This is a genomic window from Massilia haematophila (assembly GCF_042647645.1).
Classification (GTDB): domain Bacteria; phylum Pseudomonadota; class Gammaproteobacteria; order Burkholderiales; family Burkholderiaceae_D; genus Telluria; species Telluria haematophila.
Genome location: NZ_JBHRVV010000001.1, coordinates 3,360,261 through 3,374,598, shown reverse-complemented (window position 1 = coordinate 3,374,598; position 14,338 = coordinate 3,360,261). Strand labels below are relative to the sequence as shown.

General features: G+C 62.6%; 11 protein-coding genes and 1 tRNA gene. 11 read left to right on the top strand and 1 reads right to left on the bottom strand.

Annotated features, from left to right (window positions below; genetic code table 11):
* Window positions 1–12: 12 nt before the first annotated feature.
* The 4 genes from ACFOPH_RS14900 to ACFOPH_RS14885 all read left to right on the top strand — a co-directional run bounded on the left by ACFOPH_RS14900 (window position 13) and on the right by ACFOPH_RS14885 (window position 5,450).
* A complete protein-coding gene (locus ACFOPH_RS14900) occupies window positions 13–507 on the top strand; it encodes a DUF4402 domain-containing protein (protein ID WP_379736125.1) in 495 nt (164 codons plus the stop codon).
* Between the two features lie 38 nt (window positions 508–545).
* Window positions 546–1,409, top strand: coding sequence for a fimbria/pilus periplasmic chaperone (locus tag ACFOPH_RS14895; protein ID WP_379736123.1), 864 nt, complete (start codon window positions 546–548; stop codon window positions 1,407–1,409).
* A 40-nt stretch (window positions 1,410–1,449) separates the two neighbouring features.
* Complete coding sequence (locus ACFOPH_RS14890) at window positions 1,450–4,125, top strand: hypothetical protein (protein WP_379736121.1); 2,676 nt, start codon at window positions 1,450–1,452, stop codon at window positions 4,123–4,125.
* Between the two features lie 104 nt (window positions 4,126–4,229).
* Window positions 4,230–5,450: a BaiN/RdsA family NAD(P)/FAD-dependent oxidoreductase gene (locus ACFOPH_RS14885; RefSeq protein WP_312550155.1), complete on the top strand. Its 1,221-nt coding sequence runs from the start codon at window positions 4,230–4,232 to the stop codon at window positions 5,448–5,450.
* A gap of 358 nt (window positions 5,451–5,808) precedes the next feature.
* Here ACFOPH_RS14885 and ACFOPH_RS14880 read toward each other — a convergent pair whose 3' ends face one another.
* Window positions 5,809–6,888, bottom strand: a complete 1,080-nt coding sequence (locus tag ACFOPH_RS14880; RefSeq protein WP_379736119.1) for an IS110 family transposase — start codon at window positions 6,886–6,888, stop codon at window positions 5,809–5,811.
* A gap of 259 nt (window positions 6,889–7,147) precedes the next feature.
* Here ACFOPH_RS14880 and rpsU point away from each other — a divergent pair, with 259 nt between their 5' ends.
* The 7 genes from rpsU to ACFOPH_RS14845 all read left to right on the top strand — a co-directional run bounded on the left by rpsU (window position 7,148) and on the right by ACFOPH_RS14845 (window position 14,143).
* On the top strand, window positions 7,148–7,360 hold the full coding sequence (gene rpsU, locus ACFOPH_RS14875) for a 30S ribosomal protein S21 (protein ID WP_005665410.1): 213 nt from the start codon (window positions 7,148–7,150) through the stop codon (window positions 7,358–7,360).
* A 136-nt stretch (window positions 7,361–7,496) separates the two neighbouring features.
* Window positions 7,497–7,946: a GatB/YqeY domain-containing protein gene (locus tag ACFOPH_RS14870; protein WP_312550154.1), complete on the top strand. Its 450-nt coding sequence runs from the start codon at window positions 7,497–7,499 to the stop codon at window positions 7,944–7,946.
* A 101-nt stretch (window positions 7,947–8,047) separates the two neighbouring features.
* Window positions 8,048–9,844, top strand: a complete 1,797-nt coding sequence (dnaG, locus tag ACFOPH_RS14865) for a DNA primase (protein WP_312550153.1) — start codon at window positions 8,048–8,050, stop codon at window positions 9,842–9,844.
* A 256-nt stretch (window positions 9,845–10,100) separates the two neighbouring features.
* Entirely contained in the window at window positions 10,101–12,329 is a 2,229-nt protein-coding gene (gene rpoD, locus ACFOPH_RS14860) for an RNA polymerase sigma factor RpoD (RefSeq protein ID WP_379736116.1), read from the top strand.
* 132 nt (window positions 12,330–12,461) lie between these two features.
* A tRNA-Ile gene (locus ACFOPH_RS14855) sits at window positions 12,462–12,540 on the top strand.
* Between the two features lie 212 nt (window positions 12,541–12,752).
* Window positions 12,753–13,148, top strand: a complete 396-nt coding sequence (locus tag ACFOPH_RS14850; protein ID WP_379736114.1) for a hypothetical protein — start codon at window positions 12,753–12,755, stop codon at window positions 13,146–13,148.
* A gap of 2 nt (window positions 13,149–13,150) precedes the next feature.
* Window positions 13,151–14,143: a hypothetical protein gene (locus ACFOPH_RS14845; protein WP_379736112.1), complete on the top strand. Its 993-nt coding sequence runs from the start codon at window positions 13,151–13,153 to the stop codon at window positions 14,141–14,143.
* The last annotated feature ends 195 nt before the right edge of the window (window positions 14,144–14,338 follow it).

The window sequence follows — 14,338 nt, the reverse complement described above, 5'->3', positions numbered from 1 at the left end:
CCGCTCCCGACCATGCCGCCACGCCGCTATCGCTTCCTCGCGACCGCGCGCATCGCCTGCCTGGCGCTGCTCGCGGTCGCCGCGCGTCCCGCGCCCGCGCAGCAGCAGGACCTCAACCTGGTCAATATCCGCGGCCTCGATTTCGGCCGCTTCGTCGCCGGCAGCGGCGGCACCGTGGTCCTGACTCCCGGCGGCCTGCGTTCGCGCACGGGCGGCGTGGTCCTGCTGAACTCCCCGAATGCGGGCCAGGCGGCGTTCAGCCTCGGGCGCAGGGGCGAGGACCCCGGCATGGCCGTCATCGTGTCGCTGCCGCCCAACGGCGTCACCCGCCTCGTCAGCGGCGCCCACAGCATGGCGGTCGACGGCTTCGTCCACACGCCCGCCGAGCTGTCGGCGATCCCGGCCGGCGGCACGACGCTGGCGGTCGGTGCGACGCTGACGGTGGCGCCGAACCAGGCGCCCGGCAACTACGCGGGCAGCTTTTCCCTGATCGTCAACTACCAATGATCTGCGCCGCCATGTGCCCGCAGCGAAAGGACTTCGTCATGGTGTATCTCGCGTCCGCATCCGTCTGCCTGCTTCGCCTGCGCTGGACGCGCAGCGCGCTGGCCTGCCTGCTGTTCGCGCTGTTCCTGCCCGCCCGCGCCGAGCTGATGCTGCACCCGACCCGGATCGTGTTCGAGAAGAACGCGCGCGCGGCACAGATTGAACTGATCAATACCGGCAGCAAGCCGGCCAGCTACCGCATCGCGCTGGTGAACCGCCGCATGAGCGAGACCGGCCAGTTCGCGCCGGCCGAGCGGGAGCAGGACGGCGAACGATTCGCCGACGAGATGCTGCGCTTCTCGCCGCGCCAGGTCACCCTGCAGCCGGGCATGGCGCAGACCGTGCGCGTCATGCTGCGCAAACCCGCCGAGCTGGCCGAGGGCGAATACCGTTCGCACCTGCAGTTCGAGAAGCTGCCCGAGGTCGCCGCCAATGCCAGCATCGAAAACCAGGCGGCCAGCGGGAAGGGGATCGGCGTGATCATGAACGCCCTGGTGGGCGCCTCGGTGCCGGTGATCGTCCGCCATGGCAGCGGCGGCGCCAGCGTGAAGCTGGCTGGGCTGGCTTTGCAGCCGGGCGAAGGCAAGCACCCGCTGCTGGCCATGCAGTTCGAGCGCGAAGGCGCCAGCTCGGTATATGGCGACATCGAAGTCACCTTCACGCCGAAGAACGGCAAGCCGCACAGCCTGGGCCAGGTGAGCGGCATCGCCGTGTACACGCCGAACCGCCTGCGCAAGGCGGCGCTGCCGCTGCAGGTGCCGGCCGGGGTGGCGCTGGCCGGCGGCACGATCGAGGTCGCTTACCGCGACCGGCCCGAGGCCGGCGGCAAGCTGCTGGCCCAGGCCAGCCTGGCGCTGCCGTAAGGAACAGGGTGCGGCGGCGGCCAGCGCCGCACTTCCGGCCATGCAGCCGTTTCGAACCGGCCTTGCCGTCGTTGCGCTGACAGCGCTGGCGCTGCCGGCGCCGCTGCGCGCGGCGCCCCCGGCTGCGCCTGCGCCCGTGCAGAAAAGCGAAGCGGCCCTGGTCCTGCTCGAGGTGCGCCTCGGCAGCGAGCAGTTGTCCGACGCGGTCAGCGCCTACGAACTCGGGCGCGACATCTACCTGCCGCTGGGCGAGATGGCGCGCCTGCTGACCCTGGCCATCCGGGTGGCGCCGGACGCGGGCCGGGCCAGCGGCTACATCCTGGCCGAGGAACGCCATTTCAGCCTCGACCTGCCCGGCCGCGTGGTCGACCTGGCCGGCCGGCGCGAGGCGCTCGACCCCGCGCAGTTCCTGGTGCAGGACGAGGACATCTACGTGGCGAGCCGGCTGCTGGCACGCTGGCTCCCGGTCGACCTCGACCTCGACATGTCGGGCCTGGTCCTGAAGGTGCGCCCGCGCGAACAGCTGCCCTTGCAGGCGCGCCTCGCAAGGCGCCGCCACGGCAGCCTGCCGGGCATGCCGGGCGGGTATGTCGACCCCGGCTATCCGCGCCTGGACACGCCCTATCGCCTGGCCGATGTTCCCTTCGTCGACCAGACGCTCGGGTTCACGCTCGACCGGCGCGGCCCGCAGCACAGTACCGACGCGCGCAGCACCGACGTCTCCACCACCACCTACCTGACCGCCGACCTGCTGGGCATGGAGGCGGCGCTGTACCTCAACCGCAACCGCCGCGCGCCCTCGACCGGCCTGCGCCTGACGCTCGGGCGCAAGGATCCCGACGCCGGCCTGCTCGGACCGCTGGGGGCGCGCAGCGTCCTCGTCGGCAGCGTGCCGGTGCCCGGCGTGGCCAACGTCTCGCTCACCAGCGCGGCCGGAGACGGCATCGCGCTCGGCAACCGGCCGCTGGACCAGCCGGCCAGCTACGACCGCCACACGCTGCAGGGCGGCCTGCCGCCCGGTTGGGACGTCGAGCTGTACTACAACGACGCGCTGGTCGGCCTGCAGCAGTCGGGGCCGAGCGGCATGTACAGCTTCGCGGACCAGCCGCTGACCTATGGCCCGAACGAATTTCGCCTGGTATTCCACGGGCCGCTCGGCCAGACGCGGGTCGAGCGCCGTTCTTTCCTGCTGGAGCAGACGGCGCTGCCACGCGGTGCGCTGTTCTACGACCTGGCCGCGCATCGCGACGCCGACGGCCAGGTGCGCGCCCTGGCCAGGGTCGAGTGGGGCGCGGGCGCGCACCTGAACCTTGTCGCCGGCTGGCAGCGCCTGCCGCTGTTCGACGCCATGCGCAGCTATACCAGCCTGGGCCTGCGCAGCTACTGGAGCAGACTGATCGTGACTGCCGACGCGGTGCGCGCCGACGACGGCGGCCGGCTCGCCCAGCTGGGGCTGAAGACCCGCATCGGCCCCATCGCGCTGACAGCCAGCCGCGCCCGCCTGGACGACTTCAACAGCGAGGTCTTCAGGCCGGCAAGCGACCCGGTGCGCATCCGCGACGAAGTGCGCGCCGAGGGCGTGCTGGCGCTGGGCGCCGCCAACGTCTTCCCGCTGTCGCTGCAGCTGCGGCGCGACCTGCTCGCTTCCGGCGCCGAGCAGCGCGACGTCCAGGCCCGGCTGTCGGCCTATCGCGACGGCACGGCGCTGAGCAATACGCTGCGCTGGCAGTCGCTCGCAAGCGGGGTGCCGAATGACAGGGCGCCGGCCGGAACCAGGCGCGCCGACGGCCAGTTCCAGCTCAGCCGCAGGGTGGCCGGCGTCGGCGTCGCCGGCCAGCTGCACTACACGCTGGCGCCGGAAAAGCAGCTGGCCAGCGCGGCCGTCTCGACCGACTGGCGCCTCGGCCAGAGCTATCTGCTGAACCTGGGGGCGACGCGCCTGTTCCGGGAGCGCGAGCTGCAGTGGACGGCGGCGCTGAACAAGAGCCTGGGCAGTTTCGGCCTCGGCGTGAACGCCTTTTATGCGAACCGCGGTGCCTACGGCCTCGGCGTGCAGTTGTTCATGGCCATGGGGCTGGAGCCGCGCACGGCGCGCCTGTTGCGCGAGGCGCAGCCGATGGCCGGCATGGGCGCGGCCTCGCTGCGCGTGTTCGTCGACGCCAACCAGAACGGGGTCATGGACGAGGACGAAGAGGCGATCAAGGGCGCCGGCTTCACCGTCAACGGCGCCCGCTACGGCGCGCGCACGGACGGGGCCGGCCTGGCCTGGCTGGCGCGCCTGCCGGCCAACCGCCACACCGACATCGGGCTCGACCCCGACACGCTCGAAGACCCGCAATGGCAGCCGCAACGGCGCGGCGTGCGCATCGTGCCGCGCCCGGGCAAGGTCAGCCAGGTCGATTTCGCGGTCAGCCTGACCGGCGAGGTGGACGGCACGACCTACCTGGCCGCCGGCGGCACGCGCCGTCCCATCGGCGACCTGCGGTTGCAGCTGGTCGACGCCGGCGGCAAGGTCGCCGCGACCATCGGCAGCGGCGCCGACGGCTACTACGTCCTGACCGGCGTCTTCCCGGGCGCGTACCGGCTGCGCGTCGACCCCGAGCAGCTCGCGCGATTGGGCCTGGTCGAGGGCGCCGGACAGGCGGTCACGATCGGCCCCGAGGGCACGATCCTCAATGGCCGCGATCTGGAGGTGCGGCGCGCCGGCGAAGGCTGAGGAGGGTGCCCGCCGATGCGAAGACCAGCGGACACGGCCGCCGCAAGCGTTTACAATGGCAGGTTTGGCGATTCACGGGAACCTGCGAGGGCAGGGCGGCAGGCATGGCAAAACAATTCGATGTAGCGGTAATCGGCGCGGGCGCGGCCGGGATGATGTGCGCGGCCGTGGCCGGCCAGCGCGGCAAGCGCGTGGTGCTGATAGACCATGCCGGCAAGCTGGCGGAAAAGATCCGCATTTCCGGCGGTGGACGCTGCAATTTCACCAACGTCGGCGCCACCCACCAGAACTACCTGTCCGAGAATCCGCACTTCTGCAAGAGCGCGCTGTCGCGCTACACGGCGCAGGATTTCCTGGCGCTGGTGAAGCGCTACCGCATCGGCTGGCACGAAAAGCACCGCGGCCAGCTGTTCTGCGACGACTCGGCCGAGCAGATCATCGAGATGCTGAAATCGGAATGCCTGAAGGGCGAAGTCAGCTGGCGCATGCCGTGCAAGGTCGAATCGATCGACCGGCGCGCAGAAGGCCAGGAAGCGGGCTTCGTCATCGCCACCGACCACGGCGAGATCGCCGCCGCCAGCGTGGTGATCGCCACCGGCGGCCTGTCGATCCCGAAGATCGGCGCGACCGACTTCGGCTACCGCATCGCGACCCAGTTCGATTTGAAGGTGATCGAGCCGCGTCCGGGCCTGGTGCCGCTGACCTTCGACGGCCCGAGCTGGGCCCCGTTCGCGCCGCTGGCCGGCATCGCACTGGAGGTCGACGTTTCGACCGGTTCCGGCAAGGGCAAGGGTGCAAGGAAGGGCTACTTCCGCGAAGACCTGCTGTTCACCCACCGCGGCCTGTCGGGCCCGGCGATCCTGCAGATTTCCAGCTACTGGCAGCCGGGCACGCCGATCGTGCTCGATTTGTTGCCGGAAATGGACGTGGCCGAGGAACTGATCGGCGCGAAGACGACCGTCAAGAAGCAGCTCGGCAACGTGCTGGCGCAGTGGCTGCCGGCGCGCCTGGCCGAGGGCCTGCTGCTCGCCAACGGTTTCGCCCCCGACGCCCGCCTGGCCGACATGCCCGACGCCAAGCTGCGCAAGCTGGGCGACGCCATCAACCGCTGGGCGATCGTCCCGACCGGTTCGGAAGGCTACCGCAAGGCCGAAGTGACGTTGGGCGGCGTCGACACCCGAGAATTGTCCCAGCAGACGATGATGGCGAACAAGGTTCCCGGCCTGTATTTCATCGGTGAAACCGTCGACGTCACCGGCTGGCTCGGCGGCTACAACTTCCAGTGGGCCTGGGCCTCCGGCTTCGCCGCCGGCCAGAGCGTGTAAACAACGGCAACGTCCGGTTTCTTCCGAGCCAGCAGTCCGCGGCGTTTCTACTCCTTCCGCGCCAGCGGCCCGCGGCATGTCCCGTATCTATGGACTCCACCCGATTTGCAAGAAGAAGATTGAATTTTTGCCGTTAGGAAGAGTTTGCTTGTATCTATTCGGCCTGTATGTTGAGCGTTTCCAGTGCTCTGGCCCTGATGTGATACGCGCGTCAGGATCCTCATAGGGTGACGGCCTTGATGGCCACTACAGTTTACGGATTCACCCGACGCCGGTCCGACCTGTTGGCATCATTCGTTTTTCTCGTCGCAAACTTGGCAGTTGCTCCTTGTTGTTGCTGAGTTACTCGACAGTCTTTTCAGGCCGGCCTGGGCGTGTCTTTCGACCAGGCCGGAACATAAGGACGTCCGTGCGCGATCAACGCCCAGATCACCCTGGCCATCTTGTTGGCCAGCGCAGTCGCGGCAACGTTGAAACTGCGCCGTTCTGCCAGCCTTGTTGCCCATTGCAGCAGCTTGTCGGGCTTGCCGCTTGCTGCTCTCAGCGCACTGCGCGCTCCGTGTATGAGCAGGGTGCGCAGGTAGCTGTCGCCCCTGCAGGTAATGCCATACAAGCGCTGCTTGCCTCCACTGCTATGCTCGCGTGGCACGAGGCCTAAATTCGCTGCAAAGTCTCGCGCGCTCTTGTAGTGGTGCGGATCGGCGATCGTTGCCTGCACTGCCGTTGCCGTCAACGGCCCTACACCCGGCACTTCCATCAGTTTCTTCGCCAGTTCCGACCTGGCTGCCTGATTCAAACGTCGGTCGTACGCCTGAATCCTCTCGTCCTTGTCGTCCAGCTGGGCCTTGAGCTCCCGGAATGTCTCCAGGGCCATACCAGACAAACCATTGTCCGGATCGTTCAGCCATGCTTTCAGTCCGTCGCGCAATCTTTCCACGCGCTTGGGAAATACCCGGCCATATTCGCCGGCAAATGCCCGGATCCTGTTGATCATCGCCACCCGTTCTGTCATCAGGGCGCTGCGAGCGCGGTGCAGCATCTGTAAATCTTGCTGTGCAGCCGTATTGATCGGCACATACTTGGTCGAACCGCGCGAGCGTGCCTCGGCAATTGCAGCAGCGTCGTTCATGTCGTTTTTGTTACCAGTGACATATGCCCTGACGTGTTGGGCCGCAATCAGTTTGGCGTCGTGCCCCATTTCCACGAGCTTGCGTGCCCAGTAATGCGAACCTGCGCAGGCTTCGATACCAATCATCGCCGGGGCCATCTGCGCGAACTGCGCAAGCACCTGGTCTCGAGAAAGCTTACGCTTGAACACCCGCTTGCCGTGTCCATCGAGCCCGACCGCGAAGAACACGTCCTTCGCAATATCCAAACCAACCACTTTTGCGCTAGCATTCATGGTGACTCCCCCTCTTGTTTTAGCTTGCCAGCCCAATCTGGCACGCTTGGCACAATGATGCCGATATCAGGAGGGTGGAGTCCATCACATTAGGGTGGGCTCCCGAGCCCACGCGGACTCAAGACACCCATGGCAGCGCAGGCAACAGCCCCACGAACGCATGCACGCAAACCAGCGCCGAGCCACCCCCAGCGCAGCATGTGGCTAATTCAGCACATCTCAGTAAACTCTTCCACTACTTGTCAAAAGCTGCTAGAATTTCGTTCTTCCCTAAATCCAACGGTTTGATTTTTACATGACCACTATCCGCCTTAAAGAAAACGAGCCGTTCGAAGTCGCTATGCGTCGCTTCAAGCGCACTATCGAAAAAACCGGTCTGCTGACTGAACTGCGCGCTCGCGAGTTCTACGAAAAGCCAACTGCAGAGCGCAAGCGCAAGCTCGCCGCTGCCGTGAAGCGCCACTACAAGCGCATCCGCAGCCAGCAACTGCCGAAGAAACTGTACTAAGACTGTCCAGCCGGCCACAATCCGGTGATCGCGGGAATTTTCCCGTTCCCGGTAGCTGCTAGAAGTCTCTTGAACCCGCCCTGGTTGTGACCGCGGCGGGTTTTGTTGTTTGCACCCATCCATCCCCGAGGACGCCATGAGCCTGAAAGAACAAATCTCCAACGACATGAAAGCCGCCATGCGTGCCAAGGAAGCCGGCAAGCTGGCCACCATCCGTCTGCTGCTGGCCGAGATCAAGCGCAAGGAAGTCGACGAGCAGATCGAAGTGAACGACCAGCAGACCATCGCCATCGTCGAGAAGATGATCAAGCAGCGCAAGGACTCGATCACGCAATTCGAAGCCGGCAACCGTCCGGACCTGGCCGAGATCGAAAAGGCCGAGCTCGACGTGCTGGTCGCCTACATGCCGGCCGGCTTATCAAGCGACGAGATCGCCGCCGAAGTCGCCGCCGCCGTCGCCGCATCGGGCGCCGCCGGTCCGCAGGACATGGGCAAGGTGATGGGCATCGTCAAGCCGAAACTGGCTGGCCGTGCCGACATGACCGTTGTATCGAACCTCGTTAAGAAAGCGCTGTCGGGCGCCTGATGTACCACAAAAGGGCTCTACGAGGTCCTTGCTTGTTGCAAATCAATTTGTAGCGAGCCCTGCGGTATAGTCTGACCTGAGACAAACACTGTGTAAGCCAAGTGATTCCGCAATCATTCATTACCGATTTGCTCAACCGCGTCGACATCGTCGACGTGGTAGGGCGCTACGTTCAGCTGAAAAAGGGCGGGGCCAATTACATGGGCCTCTGTCCTTTCCACAGCGAAAAATCCCCCAGCTTCACCGTCAGCCCCACCAAACAGTTCTATCACTGCTTCGGCTGCGGCGCCCACGGCACCGCGATCGGCTTCCTGATCGAATACTCGGGCATGGGCTTCGTCGAGGCGGTCAAGGACCTGGCCCAGAACGTCGGCATGATCGTGCCCGACGCCGACGACAAGATCCCGCCCCAGCAGCGCGCCGCCCAGCAGGCGCAATCGCTGGCGATGACCGACGCCCTGTCCCAGGCCTGCGACTATTACCGTGCGCAACTGCGCCAGGCACCGAACGCGATCAATTACCTGAAGAACCGTGGCCTGACCGGCGAGATCGCCGCCCGCTTCGGCATGGGTTACGCGCCTTCCGGCTGGGACAACCTGCGCTCGGTGTTCCAGGACTACGATGCGCTGGCCCTGGTCGAGTCCGGCCTGGTGATCGACAAGGTCGACGAGGACGGCGGCAACAAGAAGCGCTACGACCGTTTCCGCGAACGGATCATGTTCCCGATCCGTAACACGAAAGGGCAGGTGATCGGCTTCGGCGGCCGCGTGCTCGACGGTGGCGAACCGAAATACCTGAACTCGCCGGAAACGCCGCTGTTCCAGAAGGGCCTGGAGTTGTACGGCCTGTTCGAGGCGCGCCAGGCGATCCGCGACGCCGGCTACGTGCTGGTGACCGAAGGCTACATGGACGTCGTCGCCTTGGCTCAGCTCGGCTTCCCGCAAGCCGTGGCCACGCTCGGCACCGCCTGCACCAGTACCCACGTGCAAAAGCTGCTGCGCCAGACCGACAACGTCATCTTCAGCTTCGACGGCGACAAGGCCGGCCGCCGCGCCGCCCGCCGTGCACTGGAGGCCTGCCTGCCGCAGGTGAGCGACAACAAGACCATCCAGTTCCTGTTCCTGCCGCAAGAGCACGACCCGGACAGCTATGTGCGCGCATTCGGCGCCGACGCCTTTGCCCAGGAAGTGGCGGAAGCCATGCCGCTGTCGCAGTTCCTGATCCGCGAAGTGACGGGCGAACACGACCTGTCCACGCCGGAAGGCCGCGCCAAGACCCAGTTCGACGCCAAGCCACTGCTGCAGGCGATGACCCCATCCGCCTTGCGCCTGCAGATCGTGCGCATGCTGGCCAGCCTGACGGAATCGACATCGGCCGAGATCGAAGGCCTGTTCGAGCTATCCAGGCCGGTATCGGTGGCGAAAAAGGCGCCGCCGCGCCAGGGCCGGCCGGAACCGGTCGGGCTGCAGGCGCAGATCGAGCAGATCCTGGTCGCGCATCCGGCGCTGTCGCTGAGCCTCGATGACGAGGCGCTGCAAGCCTTCGATCACTTCGGACAGGAGTCGGCTGACAACTTGCGCTACCTGGTCGGGATGGCGCAAGCGCTTGGCGAATACGGCAACTTTGCCGCCCTGTCCGAACAGTTGAAAGAGGGCAGCGATGCCTACAACAGCATCATTGCCAAGATCGCATCCGAGTCCGAATCCGACCCCGAGGCTGAACGTATCGTCTTGGCTAGTGCTGTGAGGCAAATCAAGAAAGATGCACTAAAAAAGGAGCAAAGCCAGTTGCTTTCCGGCGGCCTGCCCCCAGATCAGGTAAGCACTCGCTATCGTGAAATCACAGCGTTGCTGCAGGTTCTGGAGCAGGAAGACGCTGCTGCGATGTCCCCGCGCTAAGGGGGTGTTGCGTAGTTGACCATTAGGATTTGTGCAACTTGGAAAAAAAGGGGTGCGTGCTATAATAAAACGCTAACTATTGCAACCTTTGAAACGATTTTCGTGTCAAAAGCGGCGTGGAGTTTCAGTTAGCGCGGCAGTGTTGTACGCTGTCTGCAGGGTGATGTAAGGTAACAAAACTTTATCTTTAACCATCGTAAAGTTAGTCGTTGTGACATCGAAAGCGCCTGTGCCAACCAAGAAACCCGAACCCAAAGTGGCTGCCAAATCCACCAGAGCGTCCGCCAAGGCGGACAACGCGCAAGACAAGGCCGAAGTTCGCACGAGCGCCGCGCCTGTCGTCAGCCAGACCACCGATGCCGCCGCCCTGGCCGCCATCGATACGTCGGGCTACGTGCTGCCGACCGTGAAGGTCCCGGGGCGCCGTGGGCGTAAGCCGAAGGAATTCACGCCCGAGAACGACGAAGTCGCCGCGCTGAACGCCGTCGAACGTGCCGAATTGAAGGCCGTCGACAAGGCCAAGGCCAAGGACCGCAAGGCGAAAGAAAAAGCCTTGCTGAAAGACGCGTTCTCGTCCGACACCGAAGCGAGCGAAGAAGAGCTCGAGATCCGGCGCCAGAAGCTCAAGGCGCTGATCAAGTCCGGCAAGGAACGCGGCTTCCTGACCTACGCGGAAATCAACGACCACCTGCCCGACAACATCGTCGATCCGGAAGCGATCGAAGGCATCATCGGCACCTTCAACGACATGGGCATCGCCGTGTACGAGCACGCGCCCGATGCCGAAACGCTGCTGCTGTCCGACAGCGTCCCGAACGTCACCAGCGACGATGAAGCCGAGGCCGCCGCCGAGGCCGCGCTGTCGACCGTTGACTCCGACTTCGGCCGCACCACCGACCCGGTCCGCATGTACATGCGCGAAATGGGCTCGGTCGAGCTGCTGACCCGCGAAGGCGAGATCGAGATCGCCAAGCGCATCGAAGACGGCCTGCGCGACATGATCCAGGCGATCTCGGCCTGCCCGGTGACGATCGCTGAAATCATCTCCGCCGCCCAGCGCATCGAGAACGACGAGATCAAGATCGACGAAATCGTCGACGGCATGGTCGACCCGGAAGAATCGGAAGACACCTCGCCGAGCGCCGTCGGCCCCTCCTCGAGCGACAGCGACGAGGACGACGACGAGGACGCTGGCGAAGAGGAAGAAGAAGAGGAAGAAGAGCCCGCCGCCAGCCCTGGCGCCGCCGGCTACTCCGCTGAGCAGCTCGAAGCACTGAAAGCCGCCGCCCTCGACAAGTTCCACCAGATCGAGCAGCAGTTCGACAAGATGCGCAAGGCCTTCGAGAAGGAAGGCTACAACTCCAAGACCTACGTCAAGGCCCAGGAATCCATCTCGAACGAACTGCTGGGCATCCGCTTCACGGCGAAAGTCGTCGAAAAGCTGTGCGACACCCTGCGCGGCCAGGTCGACGAGGTGCGCCACATCGAAAAGCAGATCCTGGATGTCGCCGTGAACCGCTGCGGCATGCCGCGCGCCCACTTCATCAAGGTTTTCCCGGGCAACGAGACGAACCTGGAATGGGTCGACGGCGAAGTCAACGCCGGCCACGCCTACAGCGCCATTCTTGGCCGTAACATCCCGACCATCAAGGAGCTGCAGCAGCGCCTGATCGACCTGCAAGCCCGCGTCGTGCTGCCGCTGCCGGACCTGCGCAACATCAACCGCCAGATGGCGGCCGGTGAAATGAAGGCGCGCAAGGCCAAGCGCGAAATGACCGAGGCCAACCTGCGTCTCGTGATCTCGATCGCCAAGAAGTACACGAACCGCGGCCTGCAGTTCCTCGACCTGATCCAGGAAGGCAACATCGGCCTGATGAAGGCGGTGGACAAGTTCGAATACCGCCGCGGCTATAAATTCTCGACCTATGCGACGTGGTGGATCCGCCAGGCCATCACCCGCTCGATCGCGGACCAGGCGCGCACCATCCGTATTCCGGTGCACATGATCGAGACCATCAACAAGATGAACCGTATCTCGCGCCAGATCCTGCAGGAGACGGGCGCCGAGCCGGATCCGGCGACGCTGGCGATCAAGATGGAAATGCCGGAAGACAAAATCCGGAAGATCATGAAGATCGCGAAAGAGCCGATTTCGATGGAAACCCCGATCGGCGACGACGACGATTCGCACCTGGGCGACTTCATCGAGGACAACAACACGCTGGCCCCGTCCGACGCGGCCCTGCACGCCTCGATGCGCGGCGTGGTGAAGGACGTGCTGGACTCGCTGACCCCGCGCGAAGCCAAGGTGCTGCGCATGCGCTTCGGCATCGAGATGTCGACGGATCACACGCTGGAAGAGGTCGGCAAGCAGTTCGACGTCACCCGCGAGCGCATCCGCCAGATCGAAGCCAAGGCCCTGCGCAAGCTGCGCCACCCGTCGCGTTCCGACAAACTGAAGAGCTTCCTCGAGGGCAGCAGCTGATTGTTCGGCTGATCGCCATTGAAAGCTTGACGGCTCTAGTGTAAAAGCAATATCCTCTCGCCACTCTGCTTCACGGTACCGCGCCGCTGGAGCGGGTGGCGAGATGTCTATCTAGCCACTGTCCCGATTTCTGGGCCTCTAGCTCATGCCTGGTTAGAGCAGCGGACTCATAATCCGTTGGTGCCCGGTTCGACTCCGGGGAGGCCTACCAGTAAAAACAAAGGCTTACGCGAATTTTCCGCGTAAGCCTTTTTCGTTTCTGGTCCATTTCTGGTCCTTTTTACTCAACGCCCACGTAAATCATCTTCTCCTGTGCAACCTACTACTACAGCGATGAAACATATCAAGTTGGCATTTTTTTGTTTTCCTAGTCTCCACTAGCTGATAGACTGAACTATAAAAAGTAAAAAGGATCGAACTCAGATGTATTTCGAACAGTTGCCTGAGCTTGGCGTGCAGTGCCCACCGGCAGAAGCGTTTGAGCCCAACGAGCTGCATGTGTATCGGTTGCTGAGGGGCAATCCGCCGACTATCAATGACTTTTACTCTCAGGTAAAGCTCGGTACCATCAAGACCGAAGGCCGGGACGACGATTTCGTTTGTCGTGCACACGCATGCTCGATTAACACATCGCTCGATGCGGCAAGAGGATTGACAAAGTTGCCGAAATTTAAACAGCATGCTGCCGTAGCTGCCCTAACTTTATCCGCTAATTGTGGGAGGATTCTTAAGGGTAACGGGTCACATTGTGATTGGTGGATTTACGCCGCGTGCACTCCACTAAACCTGATTACTGATGTTTTACCAGCAAAGGTCTGACTATGAAGCGATCGCGTATTCAGATTAGCGAAATTCTGCTGGAGTATGATGGCCCTCAGATTGTACTTGCCAAAGATCTAAAGAATGTCAATTTTATTTGCGTCGCTGTTCCTGATGAACAGGAGGAAAATCTTTTCTTCGGTTCACGAATAGATGAAGAGCATATATCACAGTTTCGCACTTCAAGAATTGATCTTTATTACGCGCTTACTAATGAGAGGCGAAGCCGGCATATTTCTTTTTCATTTGATGGATCGTCACGTGAAGTTATTGCGGAAGAATTTAAAGACGTCGTACCTCAGGCTTGGTATCCTGAGCGAGGCTTTTTCCTAGAACTCGACGCAGTAGCAGCAGTTCCAAGTTCTGTTGGAGCACGCGATAGTATTACGATAAAAGTTGATGGGCGCTGGGATCTTGAAGACCTTTCCGATTTTCCGCAAAAACTTTCGGCGCCCTATGCGTTCATGTTTTCGTTGCGACATTCCCGTCAGCTGCTAAATGCGAGCACAAATCCTGTTTTTCAGCGTTATCCATGGCGAGGTGGTTTCAGTACAGTCAATTTCTTCCGCGATTTGTATGACCGGATTCCAAATGCGTCTCGCGTTCTTGTCAAGAAGATCCAGTACGCCTCCCCCGGAACTATTTCGGTTCAAGCCTCTAAAGAGATAATGGATGCAGTGCATCGAGCTGTTAGGGTAGTGGACTCAGAACTAGCTTACCGCCGCTATCAAGACCTGCGGCGGGGCATGACTAATAGAAATCTCTTAGGTCGCTCTAATCAGGAAGTCGATATCGACAGTGCAACGGAGGAATTTTTGCGAATTGGTTGTGAGGATCTCGCTGATGCTATCGCTTTTCAGGAGCTTCCAACCCTTCACGAACAATCTGGGGGTAGTTGGTACATTTCGGCAAAATACTTGCTAGCATACTATCGGCGACTAGATGAACTTGCCCAGTTTTACAGCTCTGGTAAAGCACAGTACGTGACCCAATGACGCTTTGCTGTATGAGCCGTTAGGAGTTTCATGGTTATTTACTGAAGTTTGTGGGCTGGATTGCAAGCTTAGCTTGTGCTCTAATGCACAAGCTAAGGTTTGCCTGGGCCATTCCGCGACTGGATAGGTTATAAAGCTAAATGCGATATCCAGTTTCGGAGACATTAAACAATCATTCGGCTTGGCGATCTCCTG

Coding starts and splice junctions, on each gene's coding strand:
- ACFOPH_RS14900 (WP_379736125.1), top strand. CDS start 13: ATGCCGCCACGCCGCTATCGCTTCCTCGCGACCGCGCGCATCGCCTGC.
- ACFOPH_RS14895 (WP_379736123.1), top strand. CDS start 546: ATGGTGTATCTCGCGTCCGCATCCGTCTGCCTGCTTCGCCTGCGCTGG.
- ACFOPH_RS14890 (WP_379736121.1), top strand. CDS start 1,450: ATGCAGCCGTTTCGAACCGGCCTTGCCGTCGTTGCGCTGACAGCGCTG.
- ACFOPH_RS14885 (WP_312550155.1), top strand. CDS start 4,230: ATGGCAAAACAATTCGATGTAGCGGTAATCGGCGCGGGCGCGGCCGGG.
- rpsU (WP_005665410.1), top strand. CDS start 7,148: ATGACCACTATCCGCCTTAAAGAAAACGAGCCGTTCGAAGTCGCTATG.
- ACFOPH_RS14870 (WP_312550154.1), top strand. CDS start 7,497: ATGAGCCTGAAAGAACAAATCTCCAACGACATGAAAGCCGCCATGCGT.
- ACFOPH_RS14850 (WP_379736114.1), top strand. CDS start 12,753: ATGTATTTCGAACAGTTGCCTGAGCTTGGCGTGCAGTGCCCACCGGCA.
- ACFOPH_RS14845 (WP_379736112.1), top strand. CDS start 13,151: ATGAAGCGATCGCGTATTCAGATTAGCGAAATTCTGCTGGAGTATGAT.